This window comes from Streptomyces sp. HUAS ZL42, from assembly GCF_040782645.1.
Lineage (GTDB): Bacteria > Actinomycetota > Actinomycetes > Streptomycetales > Streptomycetaceae > Streptomyces.
Map to the genome: position 1 here is coordinate 6329395 of NZ_CP160403.1, position 17892 is coordinate 6347286.

A 17892-nucleotide genomic window follows, 5' to 3' on the forward strand; every position below is an offset into this window, starting at 1 on the left:
GTTCCTCCCAGGGCCTCGGTGTTCTCAGCGGTTCCACTCGTAGGCGCCGGGTGACGTCTCCCTGACCTCGCTCGGCCAGGTCCGGCGCACCTCGTCCAGCTGTTCACGCAGGTCCTGGACCCAACCGTCCTCCACCGCGACCGGCAGGACCGCGGAGGCGCCGGAAGCCGATCCGTCCTCGATCCTCACGTAGGGGAGGCCCGGTTCGTCGGCGGAGAACTCGATGTTGACCGTCGGACCGTTTCCGGTGTCGAGCCAGTGCAGGTCCTGCCCCGCTTCGAGGCCGTCCAGAGCCAGGCGCCAGGATTCGAGATCCGCCGGACGGAAACAGACCGGGAGGCGTCCGTGGACGAAACTGCTCTCGATGACGATTTCCGCGTCGAGTAGATCGTGTCCCGGCAGGATGCCTGGGCTGCGGCGGCCCAGGACGCGCAATCGGAAGGAATTGTCTCCATCCGACAACCGGATCAGGTCGGCTGCTCTGTCTCCGTTCGTCATGGTCACCGACCCTACTCGTCGCCAGTTCCGTGACTCCCGGCGGAGTGATCTTCCAGCGGCGGAGGAGCGACCGGCCGGGCGGCCGGGGCTCGGTTTGACCCCTCAACGCGAGCCCCGTAATCTTGACCGTCGGCGTGTCGAGTGGCAGGCCACATCCCCGTAAACCTCTTCCTCCAGGGCACCTCGGTGACCGGGAGAGGCCGTCCGTGTTCGTTCCGGGCGGCTGGACTGCGGGGGTGCCGTTCCGAGCGAGAGAGTGAGATCCGCGTGTACGCCATCGTGCGCAGCGGTGGTCGCCAGCACAAGGTTGCTGTCGGCGACATCGTTGAGGTTGACAAGATTTCCACCGCCAAGGTTGGCGACACGGTCGAGCTCTCGACCCTGCTCGTTGTCGACGGCGACGCTGTGACCAGCGACCCGTGGGTGCTGGCCGGCATCAAGGTCCAGGCCGAGGTCGTGGACCACCACAAGGGCCAGAAGATCGACATTCTGCGCTACAAGAACAAGACGGGCTACCGTCGTCGTCAGGGCCACCGCCAGCAGTACACGGCGATCAAGGTCACTGAGATCCCCGCGGCTGCGAAGTAAGGGACTGAGGAGAAATGGCACACAAGAAGGGCGCATCGTCCACCCGGAACGGTCGCGACTCCAACGCCCAGCGGCTCGGCGTGAAGCGCTTCGGCGGTCAGGTCGTCAACGCGGGTGAGATCCTGGTCCGCCAGCGTGGCACCCACTTCCACCCGGGCGCCGGCGTCGGCCGTGGCGGCGACGACACGCTGTTCGCGCTGCAGGCCGGTGCGGTGGAGTTCGGTACCCACCGTGGCCGCAAGGTCGTGAACATCGTTCCGGTCGCCTGAATCAGCTGAATCACCTGATTCACGGCTTCGACCGAACCTTTCGCGAGGCGGACCTCACTTCCCGTTCGGGAAGGCGGGTCCGCCTTTCGCTTGTTACGCAAGAGAACTTTCCGTACGTCTCTGGAGGCACCCCACCATGACCACCTTCGTGGACCGCGTCGAGCTGCACGTCGCCGCGGGTAACGGAGGTCACGGCTGTGCCTCCGTCCACCGTGAGAAGTTCAAGCCGCTGGGCGGGCCCGACGGCGGCAATGGCGGGCGCGGCGGTGACGTGATCCTCACCGTCGACCAGTCGATCACCACCCTTCTCGACTACCACCACTCCCCGCACCGCAAGGCGACCAACGGCAAACCGGGAGAGGGCGGCAACCGGTCCGGCAAGGACGGGCAGGATCTCGTCCTTCCCGTGCCCGACGGCACCGTCGTCCTCGACAAGGCGGGCAACGTCCTCGCCGACCTCGTCGGCCACGGGACCTCGTACGTCGCCGCCCAGGGCGGCCGCGGCGGCCTCGGCAACGCCGCGCTGGCCTCCGCCCGCCGCAAGGCGCCCGGCTTCGCGCTGCTCGGCGAGCCGGGGGATCTTCAGGACATCGTCCTCGAGCTGAAGACCGTCGCCGATGTCGCGCTGGTCGGGTACCCGAGCGCCGGTAAGTCGTCCCTGATCTCCGTGCTCAGTGCCGCCAAGCCGAAGATCGCCGACTACCCGTTCACCACCCTCGTCCCGAACCTGGGTGTCGTGACCGCCGGCGCCACCGTCTACACCATCGCCGACGTCCCGGGCCTGATCCCCGGCGCCAGCCAGGGCAAGGGCCTCGGCCTCGAGTTCCTGCGGCACGTCGAGCGGTGCAGCGTCCTCGTGCACGTCCTCGACACCGCCACCCTCGAGTCCGACCGCGACCCCGTCTCCGACCTCGACGTCATCGAGGCGGAGCTGCGCGAGTACGGCGGGCTCGACAACCGTCCCCGCATCGTCGTCCTGAACAAGATCGACGTACCGGACGGCAAGGACCTCGCCGACCTGGTGCGGCCGGATCTCGAGGCGCGCGGTTACCGCGTCTTCGAGGTGTCCGCGGTCGCGCACACCGGGCTCAAGGAGCTGTCGTTCGCGCTCGCCGACCTCGTCGCCAAGGCGCGGGCCGCGAAGCCGAAGGAAGAGGCCACGCGGATCGTCATCCGGCCCAAGGCCGTGGACGACGCCGGCTTCACCGTCACGCTCGAGGGCGACGGGCTCTTCCGCGTCCGCGGCGAGAAGCCCGAACGCTGGGTGCGCCAGACCGACTTCAACAACGACGAGGCCGTCGGCTACCTCGCCGACCGGCTCAACCGCCTCGGCGTGGAGGAGGAGTTGATGAAGGCGGGCGCCCGTTCGGGTGACGGCGTCGCCATCGGGCCCGAGGACAACGCCGTCGTCTTCGACTGGGAGCCCACGGTCATGGCCGGCGCCGAGATGCTCGGCCGCCGTGGCGAGGACCACCGCTTCGAGGCCCCGCGGCCCGCGGCCCAGCGCCGCAAGGACCGCCAGGCCGAACGGGACGAGGCGGCACAGGAGTTCGACGACTTCGAGCCCTTCTGATTCCTTCGGGCCTTTCTGATCCTCGAGCGATTCCGAGGAACCCCGGAGCCTGACGGGAGCCTGGGACTCATCTGTGCCCCAGGCCACTCTCAGCGCAGTCTCAGGAACACCTCTTACCGTCCTTTGACCATGGAGACGGACTGTACGAGAGACGACTTCGGGGTGAACGGCACCGCCCCGCTGCCCCCCGGCACCCGCCTGCTGCACATCGGCCCCCACAAGACCGGGACCACCGCGATCCAGGGCGCCCTGTTCGCGGCGAAGGACAGGCTGACGGCGCACGGTGTCGAGGTCCCGGCGGACAGCAGGCACCCCATGTCGGCCGTCCTGGCCGCCTGCGCCCGGCCCGCGATGATCGGCGACACCGTGCCCACCGACCGGCACTGGACGCGGCTCCTCGGGCAGCTGAACACCACCGGTGACCGCACCTCCGTGATCAGCAGCGAGTTCTTCGCCGACGCCCCGGACGAGGCGACCGTCGCCCGGGTGGTCGGGCAACTCGGCGGGGTGGAGCGGGTGCATGTCCTGGTCACCCTGCGACCGCTGGTGAAGATCATGCCCTCGCAGTGGCAGCAGTACGTGCAGAACGGTCTGCGCATGGGATACGAGGACTGGCTGGAGCACATGCTCCGCAAGCCCCCGTACGAGAAGCCCAACCCCAGCTTCTGGCACCGGCATCGGCACGACCGGCTCGTCGAGCGCTGGGCCGGGGTGGTCGGTGCGGAGCGGATCACCGTCGTCGTGGTCGACGACCGCGACCGCGGCGGTCTGATGCGCACCTTCGAGGCGCTCCTCGGCCTGCCCGGGAATCTCCTGCAACCCGTTCCGGACTCGGCGAATCGTTCGCTCACTCTCGCCGAGACCGAAATGCTGCGGAACCTCAACAAAGAATTCCGTGGTAATGGGCTCCCTGACGAGTTGTATTCGAAACTCGTCCGTAACGGCGCAGTCATGCATATGAAGAACACGTGTAGTCCCACGTCCCGGGATGTGAAGATCTCGACCCCGCAATGGGCCAACGAGGCCGCCGCCGCGATCGGCGCGGAGATGGCGGGGCGAATCGAGGCCATGGGAGTGCGCGTCATCGGCGACACGGCGCTCCTGTCAGCCGTACCGGAGCCGGTCACGGCGCCGTGCGTGCAGCCGGCTGCCGAGGCGCAGATCGCGCCAGAAGTGGCTGCTCAGGCCCTGTACGGGGCGCTCGCGGCGGTCGCCGCGGGCCCGTTGGGGCCCACCGCCCCGGCCGGGTCGCGCACCGTTCACCAGACGACGTCCGGGGAACTGGTGAAGGTACTCGGGCATCGCTGCCTCAGGCGGCTCGGGCTGCGCTGAGCCCGGGTGGCGTCACTCTCGGCAATATCATGGAGTCTGTGGAGTTACTCACAGCAATTTCCTGCAGCATCCAGGGAAGGTCTCTCCGCCTCTAAGCAATCACCAGGGGTGCAAGGTGAATGACAGGTTGCGCGCACATATGCAGCGGACGGCGCTCACCTTGCACTGCGGTAACCGTAAGTGGGACCATTTCCTCGTTCCCTGTCGCCCCAAGGTAGGTCACCTGTGTCCCAGAACATAGCCAAGCCCCGTACCACCGCAGTGATCCTGGCCGGCGGTACCGGTCAGCGCGTGGGTCTTCAGATCCCCAAGCAGCTGCTGAAGATCGCCGGCAAGGCAGTCATCGAGCACACCCTGACCACCTTCGAGAAGGCCGACTCCGTCGACGACGTCATCGTGCTGATGGCGCCGGGGTATGTGCCCGACATCGAGAAGATCGTCGCCAAGGCCGGGTTCAAGAAGGTCTCCAGAATCATCGAGGGCGGCTCCACACGGAACGAGACGACCGAGCGCGCCATCGCCGCCCTGGGCGAAGGGCTGGCCGACGGTGAGGACCTCAACGTCCTGTTCCACGACGCCGTACGGCCGCTGCTGTCGCAGCGCGTCATCGACGACTGCGTTGCGGCGCTGGAGCGTTACCAGGCCGTCGACGTCGCCATTCCGTCCGCCGACACCATCATCGTGACCCGCACGCACGGTGAGGACGGCGAGTTCATCACCGAGATCCCGGACCGCTCGAGGCTGCGCCGCGGCCAGACCCCGCAGGCGTTCAGGCTGTCCACGATCCGCCGTGCCTACGAGATCGCGGCCGGCGATCCCAACTTCCAGGCCACGGACGACTGCACCGTCGTCCTGCGCTACCTGCCGGACGTGCCGATCCACGTCGTGGCGGGCGACGAGTACAACATGAAGGTCACTCAGCCGGTCGACGTCTTCATCGCCGACAAGCTGTTCCAGCTCGGCTCCACCGCCGCGCCCGCGCAGAACGGCGAGGAGGCCTACCGCGAGCTGCTCACCGGCAGGACGGTCGTCGTCTTCGGCGGTTCGTACGGCATCGGCAAGGACATCGCCGAACTCGCGGAGTCCTACGGCTCCAAGGTGTACGCCCTGGGCCGCTCCACGACCGGCACGCACGTGGAGAACCCGGAGGAGGTGGACGACGCGCTGTCCAAGGCATACGCCGAGACCGGGCGTATCGACTACGTCGTCAACACGGCCGGAGTACTGCGCATCGGCAAACTCGCCGAGACCGACAACGCGACCATCGAGGAAGCGCTGAAGGTCAACTACCTGGCCCCGGTGCAGATCGCCCGTTCGGCCTACAAGTACCTCGCGGAGACCAAGGGTCAACTCCTGCTGTACACCTCCAGCAGCTACACCCGTGGACGCGCCGAGTACAGCCTCTACTCCTCGACCAAGGCGGCGATGGTCAACCTGACGCAGGCCCTGTCCGACGAGTGGGCGGGTGACGGCATTCGGGTGAATTGCATCAACCCGGAGCGCACCGCCACCCCCATGCGCACCAAGGCCTTCGGACACGAGCCGGCGGGCACCCTGCTCTCCTCCGAGGCGGTGGCCCGCACCTCCCTTGACGTGCTGCTTTCCGAGCTCACCGGCCATGTCATCGACGTCCGTCAGCAGGATCCGACGGCCGACGCGAGCAGGGCGTCGGGCTTCGAGCACGCGTTGGCCAGCGTCCTGGACCGTCAGGACGGCATGGCATAATCCACTGCAAATCGGCATCTGAATTTCAGGCCTCTGTGGCACCCAGTTGGTGGAGCATTCACAGAGGCCTGAGTCCGTAAAATTCCCAGACCCCGCACAAGGTATTTTCCGGACTTTACGACATCTGCCAACCAGCACCCCTCCCAGAGCAGGTTCTCCGTGATAACCACCGCTATTCGCGTCGCCCGGGTGGGCAGTGCGGCCGAGCTGGCCGCGGCGGTCCTCATGATGCTGGGCTTCGCCGGCGTCATGGTGGCCGCGCTCGTCCCGAGCGTCCCCGCCTTCGCGGCCGCCGCCGCTGTGACGTACCTGGCGGACACCTATCTGCACAATCAGGGCAGCTACCTGCTCAACCGCCTCAGCAAGGTGCGGGCCGGTCTGTCGATCCGCTTCCTGATCCGGCAGCTGCTCCTGGTCCTGCTGCTGGCTCGCCTGGACCTCTCGGAGGAGCCCGTCTTCTACGCGGCCCTCGCCTGCTTCATCGTCTTCTTCGGCCTCCAGGCCCCGCAGGGCGCGCTCACCACCCTGATCAACAACCGCCGTGAGATGCCGGTCGCGACCCGCAACGTCGATCTGGCCTCCCGCATCCGGATTCCGGACGCTCCGCCGCGCTGGCTGATGAACCGCTCCGGGGAGAAGATGCTCCACCTCGACGTCGCGGCCGTCGCGGGGCTGCTGGTCTGGGCGCTCACGGACGCCGATGTGGCGGGCTTCGCCGGGGTGGGCGTCACGCTGGTCCTGGGCGCGGCGTACGTCCTGGCGCTGGTGCCGTACCTGCGCGGCAACCGGATCCCGCCCAACGACGCCAAGGTGCTGGCCGCCGCCAGCGCCTGGCTTCGCGAGTACCGGCCGGAGACGGTGCTGTACTTCTCCGGCTCCAAGGATTCCGCGTACCAGGTCAACATGTGGCTGGAGACCATGGCGCAGCTGGAGACCCGGCCGCTGATCCTGCTGCGCGAGCGCGTCATCATCCAGAACCTGGCACCCACCACGGTCCCCGTCATCTGCGTGCCCGGAGGGGTGCACCTGATGAACCTGGACCTGTCCACGGTGCGCGTCACGCTCTACCCCGCGAACGTCGGCAAGAACATCCACATGCTGCGCGTGCCCACCATGAAGCACGTCTTCATCGGCCACGGCGACAGCGACAAGGCCGCCAGCGTCAACCCGTTCAGCAAGGTGTACGACGAGGTGTGGACAGCGGGCCGGGCGGGCCGCGACCGCTACGCCATCGCCGACGTCGGCGTCCGGGACGACGACATCGTGGAGGTCGGCCGCCCGCAGCTGGCGCCGATCGAGCCCTGGAAGGGCGTCCCCGAGGGACCCGGCGGGGCCGGCGACGGCTACTGCCCGACCGTCCTGTACGCGCCCACCTGGGAGGGCTGGGACGACAACCCGGGCAACACGTCCCTCCTGCTCGCCGGCGAGAACATCGTGAAGCAGCTGGTGAAGGCCGACCCACCGGTCCGCGTCCTCTACAAGCCGCACCCCTTCACGGGCACCCGCAGCCGCCCGGCCGGGGCCGCGCACCGCCGGATCACCGCACTGGTCGAGAAGGCCGCCGCCGAGCGCGCCGCCGACCCCCGCTTCAAGGCCGACGCGGCGGAGCAGGCCAAGGCCAAGGCCGAGATGGCCCGTATCGAGGCCCGCCTCGCCCAGCTGTCCATCGTCCCGGACGCGAAGAGCGACGAGGCCGTGGCGACCCGCGACGGGCTGGTCGACCTCCGCAAGCACGAGGAGGTCGCCAGGCTGCGCGCCCAGTGGAACGACGCGTACTGGCGTTCCTTCCCTGCCTGGGAGCACCACGTCATCACGGGCGCCGAGCCGCGCCTGTACGACTGCTTCAACGCCTCCGAGGCGATGGTCTCCGACATCTCCAGCGTGGTCTCCGACTTCATCGCGAGCGGCAAGCCGTACGCGGTCACCGACTCCGCGGGGATCGGTGTGGAGGAGTTCAGGCGGCAGAACACCGCGGTGCGGGCGGCCGTCATCCTCTCCAACAGCGCCGCCGAACTGGGCCAGTTGCTGGACGCCGTACGCGACCCGGCCGCCGACACCCTGGCGGACGACCGCGCGGAGCTGAAGCGGTACCTGCTCGGCCCGGACGAGCCCACGTCCATCGACCGGTTCAACACCGCGGTCGCGAACCTCGCGCTGAAATCCGAGGCGCGCAACGTCGGCCAGGAGTCGCGGGCCGCGGCCGGCGAAGCGGCGCTGACGACCCCGGTGCCCACGGGCCCCGAGGCGGCCGAGACACCCGAGACACCCGAGACACCCGTGGCGGTGGCCGGCGAGGGGGAGGGCGTGGCGGCAGGCTGACGCCCTTCCGACCTGAGCACCGGTTCGGCCCCGAGGAGCGATCCTCGGGGCCGAACTCCTTTTGCGTCCACGCTACTTACCCCGTCTCTTACCGTGCTCGCCTACCGTGACCTCCTCGAATTCGCCTGTGATGCGGATCACGAAATGCGTGAGGCAACCGCTTGCGCACATCGCCCGTCTACCAGATATCCAATGAGCAGACACGGGAGGAACATCCCGTGACGAGGGGGAAACGTGACCGTGGCGCAGCCTGATGTGAGCGTGATCATCGGGGCGTACGAAGCGATGCCGTACCTGGTCGAGTGCCTGGCCTCCGTCGAGGCACAGACCCTCGCCCCGGAGCGCATCGAGGTCATCGCGGTCGACGACGGTTCGACGGACGGCACGGGAGACTGCCTGGAGGAGTTCGCCGCCCGGGCCCCCATGCCCGTCACGGTCATCCGCCAGGAGAACTCCGGCGGCCCCAGCGGCCCGCGCAACGTCGGCCTCGGCAAGGCGTCCGGCCGCTACGTCTTCTTCCTCGACGCCGACGACCGGCTCGGGCCGGAGGCCCTCGAGCGGATGGTCGCCATGGCCGACAAGAACGGCACGGACGTCGTCCTCGGCAGGATCGAGGGGGTCAACCGCAGCGCACCCAAGTCGATGTTCGGCAAGACGCTGGACCGCACCGACGTCTACTCCTCCAACATCAAGTTCACGCTCAGCGCCCAGAAGCTCTTCCGCCGCGAGCTGCTCGAACGCCACAACATGCGCTTCGACGAGTCCCTGTGGACCGGCGAGGACGCGCTGTTCACGATGGAGGCCTACCTGCGGGCCGACGGCGTCTCCGTGGTCGCCGACTACACCTGCTACTACCTGGTGGGCCGCGACGACGGCAAGCACGTGACCAAGAGCGGGAGCTACACCCTGCGCTTCGACTCCGCGCGCGCTCTGATGGGGCTGCTCGAGCGGATGGTCCCGGCCGGCTCCAAGCGCGACGTACTGATGGTCCGCCCCTTCCTCGTCACCGTGCTGCCGCAGTTCGGGCCCGTGTTCCTGCGGGACACCGAGGAGGTCCGGCAGAACAAGCTCGCGCTGGCCAAGCCGCTGATGGACGCCCACTGGAACGAGGGCGTGGCCCACCGCCTCAAGGTCCACGAGCGACTGCGCCTCCACCTGGTGGCCCAGCAGCGTCCCGACCTCCTCAAGGACGTCGTGGAGTTCGTCCGGGCCAAGCGGCAGGCCGCCGCCATACTCGAGAAGCGGGGCAGCCGGGTCTACCTCGTGTACCCCCACTTCCGCTCCAAGCGGGCCCGCATACCCGACTGGGTCTACCTCGCCGAGCCCCGCGAGGCCCAGGCCTTCCTGGGCTGGCGTGAGGGCCGAACCACCTCGTTCCTGCGCCGCGCGGCCCGCAAGATACGCCGCGCCCTCCCGTCCCGCCCACCGGTCACACCGGGGGGTGCGGCGGCGGCCTGACGGAGAGACGCCCAGCCTGTGCGTCGGCCCGCGGGCGCGCGTGGTACTCAGCCCCGGCGATCCGCAGGCGCGCGTGGTACTCAGGCCCCGTCGATCCGCGGGCGAGCGGCGCCCCGCCACCCCGCCAGTCCGCGGGCATGCGTGCCGCCTGGGGCGGCACGGGTGGGCGCGGGCGGCACCCCGTCAGCGCCGGGTTGCGTGGCTCCCCGGGCGTCGGCTGCAGTGCCGGGTGCCTGATAGCCGGTTTTGCCCGCTGCAGGCATCCGCGGGCGGCATCCCGTCAGCGTCGGGTTGCGTGGCTCTCCGCGCGTCGGCTGCAGTGCCGGGTGCCTGATAGCCGGTTTTGCCCGCTGCAGGCATCCGCGGGCGGCGCCCCGTCAGCGTCGGGTTGCGTGGCTCCCCGCGCGTCGGCTGCAGTGCCGGACCACCGCGAACCCCCGGTACGGACACCGTCCGCGTGCTGGACCGGCGCGCGCCGCACGACCCGCTTCGCGTAGATTGCCAGGCGGGGCAGCCGAACCTACGCGAGGGGACAGACAGCAAGGTGTCAGGGGCAAGGCAGGCCGTGGTCGAGGCCCGCAGGATCGTCGTCAAGGTGGGTTCCTCGTCGCTGACCACCGCCTCCGGCGGCCTGGACGCCGACCGCGTCGACGCGCTCGTCGACGTCCTCGCCAAGAGCCGCAGCGGGGGAGAGAAGGAGATCGTCCTCGTCTCCTCCGGCGCCATCGCCGCCGGCCTCGCCCCGCTGGGCCTGCGCCGCCGCCCCAAGGACCTCGCCCGCCAGCAGGCCGCCGCCAGCGTCGGCCAGGGCCTGCTGGTGGCCCGCTACACCGCCTCCTTCGCCCGCTACGGCGTCCGCGTGGGCCAGGTCCTGCTCACCTCCGACGACATGAGCCGCCGCGCCCACCACCGCAACGCCTCCCGCACCCTGGACAAGCTGCTCGCCATGGGCGCCTTCCCGGTCGTCAACGAGAACGACACCGTCGCCACCGACGAGATCCGCTTCGGCGACAACGACCGCCTCGCCGCCCTCGTCGCCCACCTCGTCCACGCCGATCTGCTGGTGCTGCTCTCCGACATCGACGGCGTGTACGACGGCGACCCGGCCAAGCCCGGCACGTCGCGGATCGCGGAGGTCCGGGGGCCCGAGGACCTCGCGCACGTCGAGATCGGCAGCGCGGGCAAGGCGGGCGTCGGCACCGGCGGCATGGTCACCAAGGTCGAGGCCGCCCGGATCGCGGCCGCCGCGGGCATCCCCGTGGTGCTGACCAGCGCGATCCACGCGGCCGACGCGCTGTCCGGCAACGACACCGGCACCTACTTCCATCCCGCCCGCCGGCGTTCGGCGGACCGGCTGCTGTGGCTGCAGCACGCCTCCACCCCGCAGGGGTCCCTGACCCTGGACGACGGGGCCGTGCACGCGGTCGTCGAGCGCCGCAAGTCGCTGCTGCCGGCCGGCATCGCCGCCGTCGAGGGCGAGTTCAGCGCGGGCGATCCCGTCGAACTGCGGGACGCCACCGGGCGCGCGGTGGCCCGCGGGCTCGTCAACTTCGACGCCAAGGAGATCCCCCAGCTGATCGGCCGCTCCACCCGGGAACTGGCCCGTGAGCTGGGCCCCGCGTACGAACGCGAGGTCGTACACAGGGACGACCTGGTGGTCCTGCACCCGTAAAAGGTCGAAACATCCGCCCCCGCTGGTGGACGTTGGGCAAAACCGCCACACGACGGCCTGCCGCCTGCTCAACTTTGTCTCAGGGACACATTCCGCACGAGCACTGCTCGACCGTTGGGTAAAGGAGGCCGTCGTGAGACGAGTGCGCCCTGGGGCGGCGGCGTCCCGCGGTGGGTCCCCCTCCCGCGCGGCCGGCGAGGAACGCGCCCTGACGAGCGTCGCGGCCGGCGAGCGGCACCGCGACGAGCGCCCCGAGGACCTGCCCCGTCTGTGGCACGTCACCCTCAGCGTCTCCGGCGAGGAGGCTCCGCTGAAGGAGGTGCGGCGCGCCCTCGAACAGCTCGCCCACGACCACCCCTTTCTGCTGACCAGCCGCTACGCGAACGACCACGCGGAGATCCGGTACTGGGAAGAGGCCCGCGATCTGCACGACGCGGCCGCCGTCGCACTGCGCCTGTGGGGCGAGCACCGCCAGACCGCCGGGCTCCCGCCCTGGGAGATCGTCGGCCTGGAGGTCATCGACCGCCAGACGTACCACCAGCGCATCGCGGAGGGATACGGGCCCGCACCGGCGACTCCTGTAGGAGTTCATCCCTATTGAGTGGTATGCGCGGTCTGCGGGGCTTGTCTCGGGTTTTGGGATGAACGGTGGACGCCCCCGTCCGGCGCACTACCCTTCCCTCATGACCACGCTTTCGCCGTACGACTCGATGTCCCCGGTCACCCAGGCCGCCTACCGCGCCAAGGCCGCCGCCGCCGACCTCGCCCCGCTGCCGCGGGCCGCCAAGGACGACGCGCTGCTCGCCATCGCCGACGCCCTGGAGGTCCGTACGAGCGAAATCGTCGAGGCCAACGCCAAGGACGTCGCCAAGGCCCGCGAGGCCGGTATCAGCGAGGGCATGATCGACCGGCTCACCCTCACGCCCGAGCGGGTCCGCGCGATCGCCTCCGACGTGCGCGACGTGGCCGCGCTGCCCGACCCGGTCGGCGAGGTCGTCCGTGGCTCCACCCTTCCCAACGGCATCGACCTGCGCCAGGTCCGTGTCCCGCTCGGCGTCGTCGGGATCATCTACGAGGGCCGTCCGAACGTGACCGTCGACGCGGCCGCCCTCTGCCTGAAGTCCGGCAACGCGGTGCTGCTGCGCGGCTCGTCCTCGGCGTACACCTCGAACACCGCCCTCGTGCGCGTGCTGCGCGACGCCGTCGGCGGGGCGGGGCTGCCCGCGGACGCCATCCAGCTCGTGCCGGGGGAGAGCCGCGAGAGCGTGCGCGAGCTGATGCGCGCCCGGGGCCTGGTCGACGTGCTGATCCCGCGCGGCGGCGCCTCGCTGATCAACACGGTCGTCCAGGAGTCCACCGTCCCGGTCATCGAGACCGGCACCGGCAACTGCCACGTCTACGTCGACGCCCAGGCCGACCTCGACATGGCCGTCGAGATCCTGATCAACTCGAAGGCCCAGCGGGTCGGCGTCTGCAACGCCGCCGAGACCCTCCTGGTCCACCAGGACATCGCCCCCGAGTTCCTGCCCCGCGCCCTGGACGCCCTCGCGGCGGCCGGTGTGACCGTCCACGCCGACGACAGGGTGATGGCGTACGCCAAGGACTCCAAGGCGACCGTCGTCGAGGCGACGACGGAGGACTGGGAGACCGAGTACCTCTCGTACGACATCGCCGCCGCCGTCGTCGACTCGCTCGACAAGGCCGTGGAGCACATCCGGCTGTGGACCTCCGGCCACACCGAGGCCATCGTCACCACCTCCCAGCAGGCCGCCCGCCGTTTCACCCAGCTGGTCGACTCCACGACCGTCGCGGTCAACGCCTCGACCCGCTTCACCGACGGCGGCCAGTTCGGCTTCGGCGCGGAGATCGGCATCTCCACGCAGAAGCTGCACGCCCGTGGCCCGATGGGCCTTCCGGAGCTGACGAGCACCAAGTACATCGTCACGGGGGACGGGCACGTGCGGCGCTGAGCCCGACGTCCGCAGCGCAGAAAACACGTCCCACCAGGCGGATGAATTTCCATACCGTCTGCCCAAAATGACCCCCCAGGTCTACTCTGGATCCGTGCCGGAGGACGTGGGGGGCACGCCGTTCCCTGACGGCTGGGAGCCCGACGACGACCACGACCGCGGGGTGTCGGACGAAGAGTTCGCCTCCGTGGTCTTCGACGAGGCCTTCGTACGGGCGGCCGTGGTGCACGAGCCGACCGCCGTCGAACGTCTCCTGGCCGCCGCGCAGGCGAGAGCGGAGGCCTCCGAGGCCGAGGCCCGCCGGGCCCGCGGCAGGGGCGAACGGTACGACGACGGGTACGGCCCCGACGGACACGGCGATTTCGGCCATGATCCCGACTTCGACGACCTGGACGACACCGACGTCCTGGAAGGTCCCTACGGCGCCCCGGGGCCGTACGGCAAACAGGTCCGCTGGCATCGCCCCGTCGCCTGGATGCTCGCCCTCGTGATGGGCATAGGCATGGTCGCGCTGGCCTTCGCGGCGGTCTACCGGGGCGCCTCCTCGGGCAGCCGGGACCAGATTCCCCCGCCCGCCTCGACCGGCCTGGAACAGGGCGGCGCGGGAGCCCCCTCGGCGTCCGCCGACTACTCCCAGCCAGCCGTCTCCGTGATCCCCCGCACCCCCTGAACGCCCCCGGCGTTCCTGGTGAGAACCTGTCAGAACTTGTCGTGTACCAGGGCGTTTACCCGAGCCCCCGGCGACCTACTCTGAAAGTATGGGCGGGCCTGGAGACCCACCTGAGGGGACACCCGAGGGTGCTTCCGGTGGTGGTGAGGACGAGTACCGATCCGTCGTCTTCGACGAATCGTTCGTACGTGCTGCCCGCCTCCAGGAGTACTCCGCGCAGGAGCGGATGGCCGACCACACGCCCGCCGTGCGCCGCCGCCCGCCGCTGCACCGGGGTCTGTCCCGGCAGGCGCTGATCCTGGTCCTGCTGATCGCGGTTGCCTTCGGCACCGCGATCTACATGGGTGTAAGGCACCCGTACACCACCCCCGCCGCACAGCAGCCCGTCGAGCCCCTGCGGATGACCGTCATCCCGCTCGTCCCCCAGGGCAGGGTGCCGGGCTCGGCCGACCCCGAGTACCTGTACGCGCACAGCCCCGCCGCGCAGTTCCGCATCGGCGCGGAGGGCATCCCGCTGCCGGCCTCGCGGCGCACCGCGCACTTCTCGGACAGCCAGGTCGTGACCGCCCTGAGCACCGCCAAGGACTACATCGTGCGCTCCTCGCTCTACCCCGAGGTGCTCACCGGCGAACAGGTCCGGCCCGCGCGCGTCCTGCTCAACGCGGATCAACTCGGCCAGTTCGACGAGAGCTTCGACCACCCCATCGCCGACGGCCGGCACGCGCCGACCGGCTGGCTGGTTCGCTTCGACCCCTCCCGGACCGAACTGGCCGACCGCAAGATCCGCGTACAGGGCACGCTCCAGGCCGCCGAGACCGACTCCGCGACGCTGGAGGTCACCGCGGACCACACCTTCGTCTACGCCCTGCGTCCCGCCGCCGACGCCAAGGCGCAGGCGTCCCTCTTCACTGTCCGCCGCGAGCTGCACTTCCGCTTCGACCGCGACGACCTGCGCCTGCGCCAGGCCCGGCTCGTCGTCTCCTACGTGCAGGCAGGCCCCCTGTCCTGCGCCGACGACGCCACCAACCACCTCCACCCCCTCCTCGCCGGCCAGACCGCGAAGACGGGCGGCCCGGCCGGCACGGACCCCTATGCGACGGGCAGCGCGACGGCCCTGTGCGGGACGCTGGCGACGAGCGCGCAACCGAAGGTGTGAGGTGGGGCGTTTCCCCCACCCACCCGACTCGGTCGGATGGGCGCACCCTCGTTCTGGGGCTCCGCCCCAGACCTCGGCGGGGACTGCGTCCCCCGCACCCCTCGCGCACCCCGAACGGGCGTCTCCGCACGCAATCCAGCCCGTTCGGGGTTCGAGGACGAGGTCGTTCGGGCCGAAGGGGGCCGGGGCCCAGTGAGTGAGGGGTCGGAAGCCTCCCGTCAGTCCTGCCGGGGCGGCGCATCCGCGGGCGGCGTGTCCGCCGGAGGCTCCTGCTGCGGTGCCGAGCTCGTGAAGCCCTCGTAGCCGCGCCGCACCCGGCCGCCCAGGCCCCCGGCCCCGCCCGCTATGTCGCTGACCAGCTTCATCAGCGGGTCCTTGGAGCTCTTCACGTGTGTGGCGTAGTGCGCCGCCGACTCCCGGAAGGAGTCCGAGACCGAAGTGTCCTTGTCCTCGCTGCGCCGCGGGTAGTGGCCGTCCATGATCCGCTGGTAGTCGCGGGACTCGGACCACTTCTTCAGCTCGGCCGCGCGCACGGTGGTGAAGGGGTGGGAGCGGGGCAGCACGTTGAGGATCTTCAGCACGGAGTCGCGCAGGTCGCCCCCGGCCTCGTACTCCTCGGCCTGCTGCAGGAACGCGTCCACGTTCATCTCGTGCAGATGGTTGCCGCCCGCGATCTTCATCAGGCCCCGCATCGAGGCCCGCAGGTCCTGGCCGACCAGCAGACCCGCGCGGTCGGCGGACAGCTCCGACTTGCGGAACCACTCGCGCAGCGCGGTCACGATCGCCATGATCGCGAGGTTGCCCAGCGGTATCCAGGCGACCCGGAGGGCCAGGTTGGTCAGGAACAGCAGGATCGTCCGGTAGACCGCGTGCCCGGACAGCGCGTGTCCGACCTCGTGCCCGATGACCGCCCGCATCTCCTCCTCGTCGAGCAGCTCGACCAGGCCCGTGGTGACGACGATGATCGGCTCGTCCAGACCGATGCACATCGCGTTCGGCTGCGGGTCCTGGTTGACGTACATCGGCGGGACCTTCTCCAGGTCCAGGATGTAACAGGCGTCCCTCAGCATGTCGTTGAGGTGCGTGAACTGCTGGTCCGACACCCGGACCGAGTCGGACAGGAACAGCAGCCTGAGGCTTCGCTCGGGCAGCAGCCCGCTGAGCGCCTTGAAGACGGTGTCGAAGCCGCTCAACTTGCGCAGCGCCACCAGGGCGGAGCGGTCGGCCGGGTGCTCGTACGCACGCGAGGAGATCCCCGGGAAGCGCCTGCGCTGCCTGCTCGGTACGTTCTCGTGCCCGTTGTGCTCGTGGCCGTCGTCGGACATGTGGTCCCCCATGTGCGTGTGAGTGGCCTTTGCGGACCCTTGTGCGGCCCTTTGCGCCCCCGAAGCAGAGCCCAGCCTAGGCGGAGTTACGGTGGACGGGCACTACACGAAGGAGTCCCGCACCATGGAGCACAACCCCGCAGCCGCCTGGCTCCCCGAGGCCGCGAGCGCCGCGCAGCAGCAAGGGGCGGGGAATCTGCTCCGGGTGGTGCTGATCGTGATGGTGCTGGGCTGCGCCTTCACCGCGTGGTTCCTGCTGCGGGGCTACAAGCGGAAAGACGACTGAGGCGGCGCGAAGGTTCCCCAACGGCGGAGTCGGCGTGATCGCCCCCGAGCCACCCGCTTACGATGGGCCGACATCTTTATCCCGCCCACACCTGATAGGTACTGCCGAAGATGAGCTTCCACAGCGCCGCAGCACAGTTGGTCACCTTTGCCGCCGAGGGCGAGGAGCACGGCGGCAACCACGAGAGTCTCAACCCCTTGGTCACCGGCGGAGGCGCGTTCCTCATCCTGCTGCTTCTGCTGTGGGTCACCACCCGCTTCAACCGCGACCGCTGAGCTCGGCAAAGCCCCTGATAGCGGGGCACCCCGGGCATCCGCCTGCCGGGGCCCTCAGGCCGGGCCGGTAGGGTCTGCACGCATGGGAGAGCAGGACATGCCTACCGGTCCGGCGAACATCACGGCCGGCGACACGGCCGCCCGTCCGGTGAACGGCTCCGGGAACGGTCCGTCGAACCCCGGCAAGCGCCGCCTCGGCGTCATGGGCGGAACGTTCGACCCGATCCATCACGGGCACCTCGTGGCGGCCAGCGAGGTCGCCGCGCAGTTCCACCTGGACGAGGTGGTGTTCGTCCCGACCGGGCAGCCGTGGCAGAAGACCCACCGTCACGTCTCCCCGGCCGAGGACCGCTACCTGATGACGGTCATCGCGACCGCCGAGAACCCGCAGTTCTCGGTGAGCCGCATCGACATCGACCGCGGCGGCCCCACCTACACCGTGGACACCCTGCGGGACCTGCGCGCCCTCAACCCCGACACGGACCTCTTCTTCATCACCGGCGCCGACGCCCTCGCCCAGATCCTCACCTGGCGCGACAGCGAGGAACTGTTCTCCCTGGCCCACTTCATCGGAGTCACCCGGCCGGGCCACCATCTGACCGACGCCGGACTTCCCGAGGGTGGTGTTTCTCTCGTGGAGGTTCCCGCGCTCGCCATCTCCTCGACGGACTGCCGTGCGAGAGTCGCCAAGGGCGACCCCATCTGGTACATGGTGCCGGACGGAGTCGTGCGCTACATCGACAAGCGCGAGCTGTACCGCGGCGAGTGAGCCGAGA

At 69.7% G+C, this 17892-nt stretch carries 17 protein-coding genes; 15 read left to right on the forward strand and 2 right to left on the reverse strand.

The window, feature by feature from the left end:
• Positions 1–24 precede the first annotated feature (24 nt).
• On the reverse strand, positions 25–498 hold the full coding sequence (locus ABZO29_RS28910; protein ID WP_367323100.1) for a DUF5959 family protein: 474 nt from the start codon (positions 496–498) through the stop codon (positions 25–27).
• A gap of 267 nt (positions 499–765) precedes the next feature.
• Here ABZO29_RS28910 and rplU point away from each other — a divergent pair, with 267 nt between their 5' ends.
• The 12 genes from rplU to ABZO29_RS28970 all read left to right on the forward strand — a co-directional run bounded on the left by rplU (position 766) and on the right by ABZO29_RS28970 (position 15230).
• Positions 766–1086, forward strand: a complete 321-nt coding sequence (gene rplU, locus ABZO29_RS28915; RefSeq protein ID WP_004931419.1) for a 50S ribosomal protein L21 — start codon at positions 766–768, stop codon at positions 1084–1086.
• A gap of 14 nt (positions 1087–1100) precedes the next feature.
• Positions 1101–1355 carry a 50S ribosomal protein L27 gene (gene rpmA / locus ABZO29_RS28920; RefSeq protein WP_023550764.1) on the forward strand — a complete coding sequence of 85 codons (255 nt, stop codon included), beginning with the start codon at positions 1101–1103 and terminating at the stop codon, positions 1353–1355.
• Positions 1356–1491: 136 nt separating this feature from the next.
• Positions 1492–2928: a GTPase ObgE gene (gene obgE, locus ABZO29_RS28925; protein ID WP_367323101.1), complete on the forward strand. Its 1437-nt coding sequence runs from the start codon at positions 1492–1494 to the stop codon at positions 2926–2928.
• A 129-nt stretch (positions 2929–3057) separates the two neighbouring features.
• Positions 3058–4260 (forward strand): hypothetical protein, encoded by a 1203-nt coding sequence (locus tag ABZO29_RS28930; RefSeq protein WP_367323102.1) that lies wholly within the window; start codon positions 3058–3060, stop codon positions 4258–4260.
• A gap of 225 nt (positions 4261–4485) precedes the next feature.
• Positions 4486–5985, forward strand: coding sequence for an SDR family NAD(P)-dependent oxidoreductase (locus ABZO29_RS28935; protein WP_367323103.1), 1500 nt, complete (start codon positions 4486–4488; stop codon positions 5983–5985).
• Between the two features lie 189 nt (positions 5986–6174).
• On the forward strand, positions 6175–8304 hold the full coding sequence (locus ABZO29_RS28940; RefSeq protein WP_367326279.1) for a hypothetical protein: 2130 nt from the start codon (positions 6175–6177) through the stop codon (positions 8302–8304).
• Positions 8305–8538: 234 nt separating this feature from the next.
• Entirely contained in the window at positions 8539–9762 is a 1224-nt protein-coding gene (locus ABZO29_RS28945; protein WP_367323104.1) for a glycosyltransferase family 2 protein, read from the forward strand.
• A 565-nt stretch (positions 9763–10327) separates the two neighbouring features.
• Positions 10328–11434, forward strand: coding sequence for a glutamate 5-kinase (gene proB / locus ABZO29_RS28950; protein WP_367326280.1), 1107 nt, complete (start codon positions 10328–10330; stop codon positions 11432–11434).
• Positions 11435–11576: 142 nt separating this feature from the next.
• Positions 11577–12035: a hypothetical protein gene (locus ABZO29_RS28955; RefSeq protein ID WP_367326281.1), complete on the forward strand. Its 459-nt coding sequence runs from the start codon at positions 11577–11579 to the stop codon at positions 12033–12035.
• An 82-nt stretch (positions 12036–12117) separates the two neighbouring features.
• Complete coding sequence (locus tag ABZO29_RS28960) at positions 12118–13404, forward strand: glutamate-5-semialdehyde dehydrogenase (protein WP_367323105.1); 1287 nt, start codon at positions 12118–12120, stop codon at positions 13402–13404.
• A 67-nt stretch (positions 13405–13471) separates the two neighbouring features.
• The gene (locus tag ABZO29_RS28965; RefSeq protein WP_367323106.1) at positions 13472–14074 is read left to right on the forward strand and encodes a hypothetical protein; all 603 of its coding nucleotides are present in this window, start codon (positions 13472–13474) and stop codon (positions 14072–14074) included.
• An 88-nt stretch (positions 14075–14162) separates the two neighbouring features.
• The gene (locus ABZO29_RS28970; RefSeq protein ID WP_367323107.1) at positions 14163–15230 is read left to right on the forward strand and encodes a hypothetical protein; all 1068 of its coding nucleotides are present in this window, start codon (positions 14163–14165) and stop codon (positions 15228–15230) included.
• Between the two features lie 218 nt (positions 15231–15448).
• Here ABZO29_RS28970 and ABZO29_RS28975 read toward each other — a convergent pair whose 3' ends face one another.
• A complete protein-coding gene (locus tag ABZO29_RS28975) occupies positions 15449–16555 on the reverse strand; it encodes a M48 family metallopeptidase (protein ID WP_367323108.1) in 1107 nt (368 codons plus the stop codon).
• Between the two features lie 91 nt (positions 16556–16646).
• On the opposite strand from ABZO29_RS28975, the gene ABZO29_RS28980 reads away from it, so the two are divergent.
• From ABZO29_RS28980 to nadD, 3 genes are all read left to right on the forward strand, one after another.
• Positions 16647–16841, forward strand: coding sequence for a hypothetical protein (locus ABZO29_RS28980; RefSeq protein WP_367326437.1), 195 nt, complete (start codon positions 16647–16649; stop codon positions 16839–16841).
• A 110-nt stretch (positions 16842–16951) separates the two neighbouring features.
• Positions 16952–17116, forward strand: a complete 165-nt coding sequence (locus ABZO29_RS28985) for a hypothetical protein (RefSeq protein WP_367323109.1) — start codon at positions 16952–16954, stop codon at positions 17114–17116.
• A gap of 82 nt (positions 17117–17198) precedes the next feature.
• Complete coding sequence (gene nadD / locus ABZO29_RS28990; RefSeq protein WP_367323110.1) at positions 17199–17885, forward strand: nicotinate-nucleotide adenylyltransferase; 687 nt, start codon at positions 17199–17201, stop codon at positions 17883–17885.
• Positions 17886–17892: the final 7 nt, after the last annotated feature.